The organism is Actinokineospora fastidiosa, from assembly GCF_014648415.1.
In the GTDB taxonomy this organism is placed as follows: domain Bacteria; phylum Actinomycetota; class Actinomycetes; order Mycobacteriales; family Pseudonocardiaceae; genus Actinokineospora; species Actinokineospora fastidiosa.
This window is the reverse complement of record NZ_BMRB01000003.1, coordinates 671,541-678,196: the sequence shown is the minus strand read 5'-3', so window position 1 is coordinate 678,196 and position 6,656 is coordinate 671,541. Positions and strand designations below refer to the sequence as shown.

Genomic DNA, 6,656 nt, shown 5'->3' with positions numbered 1-6,656 from the left:
AAGGGATAACCGCTGAAGGCATCTAAGCGGGAAGCCTGTTCCAAGATGAGGTCTCCCACCCCTTTGAGGGTTAAGGTCCCCAGTAGACGACTGGGTTGATAGGCCGGAGATGGAAGCACTGTGAGGTGTGGAGTTGACCGGTACTAATAGGCCGAGGGCTTGCCACGAACATGTTACGCATCCACTGTGTGGTGTCTGAGACACCAACCACCCCCCAGCACCCGAGGAGACTCGGTGTGCGGGAGTTGTGGGGGTTGTTTGTTTCATAGTGTTTCGGTGGTTTTAGCGGTGGGGAAACGCCCGGTCCCATTCCGAACCCGGAAGCTAAGCCCATCAGCGCCGATGGTACTGCACTCGTGAGGGTGTGGGAGAGTAGGACACCGCCGGACTTCTTTACCTGAAGGCCCGTTCTTGTAACGGCTCCGAGAGTTTTCTCGGACTGTTACAAGAACGGGCCTTCAGGCTTTTAATCGTTTGCGCGCTTGCCGCGGGGCGACGCACCATGCAGGGCATGGATGTGGTCATGCACGCCGAGGTGCGCGAGTTCGCCGAGCACGCGTTGCCGTTGCTCCAGGTCGACCCGGTCCGCAACACGATGGCGTTGACCGTGCTCACCGGCGCGCTCAACAACGATGACCCGGATGTCGTGATGATCACCGTCCAGGAGGATGGTCGGACGGTCGGCGCCGCGTTCCGCACGCCGCCGTGGCCGTTCATCGTCTCCGGGCTACCTCCGCGCACTCATGCAGCCGTGGTGGAACACCTTGTGCGGGAGGGGATCGAGTGCGGCGGCTTCTCCGGGCCGCGGGATGCCGCGGACTCGTTGATGGCACTGTGGACAGACGCTACGGGCGAAGTGGCGTTGCACTCCCTCGCGCTGCGGCTGCACCGGCTGGTGGAGTTCACGCCGCCGGACGTGCCCGGCGCGTTCCGCTGGGCGGTCGAGGACGACATCCCCCTGTTGGGGCTCTGGTGGGATGAGTTCGACGTCGAGTCGCACGTCGGGGGTGGCTTGGGCGACGCGGGTGAGGTGATGGTGCGGCGCTCGTTCGCTAGCGGCGTACGCAGGTTCGGGATGTGGTGCGACCCGGACGGGACGGCCGTGGCGATGGCGGGTGTCAGTCCGCCTCTGCACGGGATGTCCCGGATCGGGCCGGTCTACACGGCCAAGGACCAGCGGGGGCGCGGATACGGCAGCGCGGTGACCGCCGCGGTGACCCAGGCGGCGCTCGACCAGGGGGCGCGAGAGGTGCTGCTGTTCACCGACGTCACGAACCCCGTGTCGAACGCCATCTACCGCCGCATCGGGTATCGGCCGGTGCTGGAGGCCGTCGAACACCGCCTGCCGGTCGCGAATACCCTCGACGTGTGACCGTACGCACCCTGGTCCTGCAGCTGGACGACGACGACCCGCCCGGCAGGCTGACCGACTGGCTCATCGACGCAGGCGCGGAGCCGCACGTCGTCCGCCACGGTCGTGATCCCCTGGAACTCGGCGACCATCAGGCCGTCGTCTGCCTCGGTGGCGCGATGAACGCCAACGACGAGCGCCTGGCCGATGTCCGCGCGTTTCTGTCGTCCTGCGTGTCCAAGGGTGTGCCGCTGCTTGCGATCTGCCTGGGCGCGCAGCTCCTCGCCGTCGCCACGGGCGGGCGGGTCGAGGTCGGCGACAAGGGGGCCGAGGCGGGCGCGGGGCTGATCGCCAAGCGCGACCTCGGGTGGACCGACCCGTTGTTCGCCGACCTGCCGCTGATGCCCGACGTCGTGCAGTTCCACTCCGACGTCGTGACGCGGCTGCCCGACTCGGCCGTCCTGCTCGCCGCCGCGGCGCGCTACCCGAACCAGGCGTTCCGGGTCGGCAGGGTCGCCTACGGCGTGCAGTTCCACATCGAGACCTCGCCGGACACCGTGCTCCGCTGGGCGGCGGGCAACCCGGATGTGGCCGCCTCCGCCAAGCCCGGTGAGCTGGCGCCCGCGCGGCTCGCGGAGCTGCACGAGGACGTCGAGGCGTGCTGGCGGCCGTTCACCGAGCGATTCGTCGCCTTGGCCCGCGGCGATCTCGCCCCGGCGGAAACAGCCCGACCGACCCTGCCGATGATCTAGCCGATGGCCGATCCCGCCCGCTCCGTCCCGTCGACCGCCCGGTTCGGCCTCACCGGCGACCAGGCGGAGCGCGAACTGCGCGCCGCCGGTCTCTGGGACGACTCCGGCCCGCTGTCGGACTACGAGCCGATCCTGACCTCGTTGTCCCGTGCCCCGGAGCCGGACGTCGCGCTGCGCGGCCTCGACCGGGTGCGGGAAGCCGACCCGGACGGCTGGCCGGAGCTGCGGGCCGCGCTGGTCGAGGACCGGCAGCTCCGCGGCAGGCTCATCGCGGTCCTGGGATCCTCGACGGCGATGGCCGACCACCTCGCGGTGCGGCCGAGCGAGTGGCGCAGGCTCACCAGCGCCCGCACTCCCGTCGACGGCTACACCGACGCGCTGCTCGCCGCGGTCGGGGCCGAGGGAGACGGGCCGCAGGGGCCGGTCGCCCGGCTGCGCGGTCGCAAGGCGGTACGCGCGCTGAGGTTCGCTTATCGCGGACTGCTGATGGAGGTCGCGGGGGACGACCTCGGCCACGTCGTCGAGTCGAGTGTCCCGCCGGCCGACTACGTCGCGGTCACCGCCCAGCTGACCGATCTCGCCGAGGCCGCGTTGCGGGCCGCGCTCGCCGTCGCGTGGGCGGACCAGGAGGGCGCGCAGGACCAGGCCCGCCTGACCGTCATCGCCATGGGCAAGTGCGGCGGGCACGAGCTCAACTACGTCAGCGACGTCGACATCGTGTTCGTCGCCGAGGACGACCTCGCCGTGGCCGCCCGGGTCGCCAGCACGATGATGCGGGTCGCGGGCGAGGCCTGTTTCGAGGTCGACGCCGCTCTGCGCCCGGAGGGCAAAGCGGGCGCGCTCGTGCGCACGGTGGACGGGCACGCCTCCTACTACAAGCGCTGGGCGCGCACCTGGGAGTTCCAGGCGCTGCTGAAGGCCCGTCCGATCGCGGGGGACCGGGAGCTGGGCGAGGAGTACATGGGCGTCGTGCGGCCCATGGTGTGGTCGGCGGCTGACCGGGAGAACTTCGTCGCCGACGTGCAGGAGATGCGCAGGCGCGTGGAGAACCATGTGCCTTCCGAGCTGATCGAGCGGGACCTCAAGCTCGGCCGAGGCGGGCTCCGCGATGTCGAGTTCGCCGTGCAGCTCCTACAACTCGTGCACGGCCGCGCGGACGAGACACTGCGGCTCTCCTCCACTGTGGACGCGCTGGCCGCGCTCGGCGCGGGCGGCTATGTCGGGCGCACCGACGCCGCAGAGCTGACTGAGTCCTACCGGTTCATGCGCACACTCGAACACCGGTTGCAGTTGCAGCGGCTGCGGCGCACGCACCTGTTCCCCGCCGAGGAGGACACGGTTGAGCTGCGCAGGCTCGCCCGGTCCATGGGCATCGGGCCCGAGGGTGGGCGATCGGCTGCGCAGGCGTTGCAGGCGGAGTTCCGCAAGCAGGCCAACCACATCCGCAGGCTGCACGAGAAGCTGTTCTACCGACCGCTGCTCGCCGCCGTCTCCCGGGTGCCGACCGACGCGCTGCGGCTGACGGCGGGCCAGGCGCAGGCCCGGCTCGCCGCCCTCGGCTACACCGCGCCCGACGGGGCCCTGCAGCACATCAAGGCCCTCACGTCGGGGGTCTCCCGGCGCGCGGCCATCCAGACCGCGCTGCTGCCCGTCCTGCTCGACCTCCTCGGCAACACGCCCGACCCCGACGGCGGGCTGCTGGCCTACCGCAAGGTGTCCGAGGCGCTGGCCGCCACACCCTGGTACCTGCGGGTCTTGCGGGACGAGGGGGCCGTCGCCGAGCGGCTGGCGACGCTGCTGGGCACCTCGAAGCTGGTGCCCGACCTCATCGTCCGCGCGCCCGAGGTGCTGCGCCTGTTGGCCGACCCGCGCGAGCTGACCCACCGCGACCCCGCGGACGTCGCCGCCTCGCTGCGCAGCGCCGTCAAGCGGCACGGGTACCTGGGGAACGCGGTGGCCGCCGCGCGCTCGCTGCGGCGCCACGAGATCCTCCGGGTGGCGTGCGGCGACCTCCTGGGGTTCCTGGACGTCGAGTCCGTCTGCGCGGCGCTGTCGAGCGTCTGGGGTGCGGTGCTGCAGGCCGCGCTGGCCGCCGTCGACCGGGCCGAGGCGGCGGCGGACGGCGGCCACCTGGCCCGCATCGCCGTCATCGGCATGGGCAGGCTCGGCGGCGCCGAACTCGGCTACGGGTCCGACGCCGACGTCCTGTTCGTCTGCGAGCCCGCCGACGGCGTGTCCGACCAGGACGCCGTGCGCTACGCGGGACGGGTCGCGCAGAGCCTGCGCAAGCTGCTCGGCTCACCCAGCGGCGACCCGCCGCTGCACGTGGACGTCGATCTGCGCCCGGAGGGCAAGAACGGCCCGCTGGTGCGGACGCTGGAGTCCTATCGCGCGTACTACACCCAATGGGCGGAGGTCTGGGAGGCACAGGCGCTGCTGCGCGCGAGCCCCATCGCGGGGGACGAGGACCTCGGCGCGCGGTTCATCGAGATGATCGAGCCGATCCGGTATCCCCGCGATGGGCTCGACACCGCCCAGATCCGCGAGATCCGGCGCATCAAGGCCAGGGTGGACACCGAGCGGCTGCCGCGCGGGGCCAACCCGAACACCCACACCAAACTGGGGCGCGGCGGGCTGGCCGACGTCGAGTGGACCCTCCAGCTGATCCAGCTGCGGCACGCGCACGCCCATCCCGCGCTGCGGACCACGTCCACACTGGACGGCCTGCGCGCCGCGGCGGAGGCCGGGCTCGTCGACGACGCCGACGCGGCCGCGCTGCGCGAGTCCTGGCTGCTGGCCACCCACGTGCGCAACGCCGCCACGCTCGTGCGGGGCAAGTCGACCGACCAGCTGCCCGGGTCCGGTCGCGAGCTGGCCGCGACCGCCGCCGCCGTCGGCCACACCGGCGCCGACCCCGGCGCGTTCGTCGACGCCTACCTGCGCACGACGCGCCGGGCGCGGGGCGTGGTCGAGCGGCTGTTCTACGAGGACTGAGGGACTGGTCACGCGCGCGGCCGGATCGTCGGCCGTTCGGCTTAGAGTGCGGGTATGGCCTGGAGCATCCGCATCCCCGTGCGCAGCTACGAGCTGGACGCGCTCGGGCACCTCAACCAAGCCGTGTACCACCAGTACGCGGAGGTCGCCCGGGTGGAGGGCTTCGCGGCCGCGGGCTGCCACTGGTCGAGCCTGATCGAGGCCGGGACCGCGCCGGTGCTGCTGTCGGCCACCATCGACTACCGCAGGGAGATCCGCGCGGGCGAGTCGGTCGACGTGACCTGCGAGGTGAAGTTCGGCGCGGGCAAGACGTTCCGCGCCGACTCCACGATCACCAAGCTCGACGGCACGGTGTCCGCCGAGATCACCTGCGTCATCGGGGTCATGGACCTCGCCAGGCGCAAGCTGGTGGCCGACCCGCGCGCCGCTCTGGAGGCGCACGGGTTCGACCTCGGGAAACTCGACTAGGCCATGACCTCGCCGACCTCGTCCATCAGCACCTCGGCCGTGGCGCGGCGCAGCAGTTCGCCCGCGAGCGCGGGGGACTGCAGGTCGAGCGCGCCGTAGACCGGGACGTCCAGGCCCGCCTGCGCCTCGCGGACGGCCAGCGGCGACGTGGTGAGCAGGCCGCTGACCGCCAGCACCGGGTGGTTGCCCGCGCGCAGCCGCTGCACGCCGTAGAGGGCGCCGGAGGAGTCCGCGGCGGCGAAGAGGACCCCGCTGGTGATCCGGCGGATCTCCGGGCGGTCCATCAGCTGCGCGGTCTCCGGCTGCAGCAGGCCGTCGGCGACCTCGAGGACGATGGCGTCCACGCCGCGGGCCATCAGGTGGCCGTGCAGCAGGAGGGCGCCGTCGACCAGGCGGTCCAGGGGGATGCGGAACGTGGTCGCCATGCCCGCGTCGGTGAAGTCGAGTGCGATGACCGCGCCGGAGTCGCGGAACAGCCAGGGATCCCCGCCCGCGGCGGTGCCGGTGACCTTCGCCGCGCCGACCCGCAGCCCGGCCCGGGTCAGGCCGTGCACGAGGGACGCGACGGTCGTCGTCTTGCCCGAGTTCATGGACGTGCCCACGACGACGAACGTGGGCGGAACGCGCAGAGCCGACACCGGCGTGCCCAGCGCCAGGTCGGAGACGTTGATGATCCGGCCGCTCGCGTCGCCCAGCAGCCCCAGCGGGCGGACGGTCGTCGGCGCGGAGACCGCGGCGTTGCGGCTGCGGACCTTGCCCAGCACCCCGCCCGCCGCGACGAGGTCGCACGCGCCGAGGTCGTCGGGCAGCTCGGCCTCGAAGTGGTCGGGGGCGTAGCGGGCGCCATAGGCGACCAGCACCTCGTCGCCCACGTACAGCCGCGCCTTGCGGCCGTCGGTGAGTTCCAGCAGCTGGTGGTAGCCGACCTTGGTGATCTCCGCCAGGACGACGTCGCCGTGGGTCGGCTGGTGATCGGCGTGGTGGACGAGGGTGAACGAGGCTTCCCGATCGAGATTGCGCACCGCGTAGGCCGTCTTCAGCCGGTCTAGGCGCGCTGGATCTAGGGTTGCGAACATGGCGGGTCCTCGACG

Annotated in this window: 5 protein-coding genes and 2 rRNA genes; 6 read left to right on the top strand and 1 reads right to left on the bottom strand. The window is 71.8% G+C overall.

From position 1 onward, the window contains the following. The 6 genes from IEY98_RS22110 to IEY98_RS22085 form a co-directional block, all read left to right on the top strand. Positions 1-167 (top strand): 23S ribosomal RNA (locus tag IEY98_RS22110); the annotation flags it as partial. A 105-nt stretch (positions 168-272) separates the two neighbouring features. Next, positions 273-389: ribosomal RNA gene (gene rrf / locus IEY98_RS22105) — 5S ribosomal RNA — on the top strand. Between the two features lie 122 nt (positions 390-511). Next, on the top strand, positions 512-1,372 hold the full coding sequence (locus tag IEY98_RS22100) for a GNAT family N-acetyltransferase (RefSeq protein ID WP_229787181.1): 861 nt from the start codon (positions 512-514) through the stop codon (positions 1,370-1,372). Then, positions 1,369-2,103 (top strand): type 1 glutamine amidotransferase, encoded by a 735-nt coding sequence (locus tag IEY98_RS22095; protein ID WP_189212449.1) that lies wholly within the window; start codon positions 1,369-1,371, stop codon positions 2,101-2,103. Before IEY98_RS22100 ends, IEY98_RS22095 begins: the two co-directional genes overlap by 4 nt. 3 nt (positions 2,104-2,106) lie before the next feature. Continuing rightward, a complete protein-coding gene (locus IEY98_RS22090; protein ID WP_189212448.1) occupies positions 2,107-5,097 on the top strand; it encodes a bifunctional [glutamine synthetase] adenylyltransferase/[glutamine synthetase]-adenylyl-L-tyrosine phosphorylase in 2,991 nt (996 codons plus the stop codon). A gap of 54 nt (positions 5,098-5,151) precedes the next feature. Beyond that, positions 5,152-5,565 (top strand): acyl-CoA thioesterase, encoded by a 414-nt coding sequence (locus IEY98_RS22085; RefSeq protein WP_189212447.1) that lies wholly within the window; start codon positions 5,152-5,154, stop codon positions 5,563-5,565. On the opposite strand, the gene IEY98_RS22080 is transcribed toward IEY98_RS22085, so the two are convergent. Beyond that, positions 5,562-6,641 carry a P-loop NTPase family protein gene (locus IEY98_RS22080; RefSeq protein ID WP_189212446.1) on the bottom strand — a complete coding sequence of 360 codons (1,080 nt, stop codon included), beginning with the start codon at positions 6,639-6,641 and terminating at the stop codon, positions 5,562-5,564. The two genes, IEY98_RS22085 and IEY98_RS22080, sit on opposite strands and share 4 nt — an antisense overlap. Positions 6,642-6,656: the final 15 nt, after the last annotated feature.

Bases quoted from the DNA above. Each gene is read 5' to 3' on its own strand.
- IEY98_RS22100 (WP_229787181.1), top strand. From the start codon at position 512: ATGGATGTGGTCATGCACGCCGAGGTGCGCGAGTTCGCCGAGCACGCG.
- IEY98_RS22090 (WP_189212448.1), top strand. From the start codon at position 2,107: ATGGCCGATCCCGCCCGCTCCGTCCCGTCGACCGCCCGGTTCGGCCTC.
- IEY98_RS22085 (WP_189212447.1), top strand. From the start codon at position 5,152: ATGGCCTGGAGCATCCGCATCCCCGTGCGCAGCTACGAGCTGGACGCG.
- IEY98_RS22080 (WP_189212446.1), bottom strand. From the start codon at position 6,641: ATGTTCGCAACCCTAGATCCAGCGCGCCTAGACCGGCTGAAGACGGCC.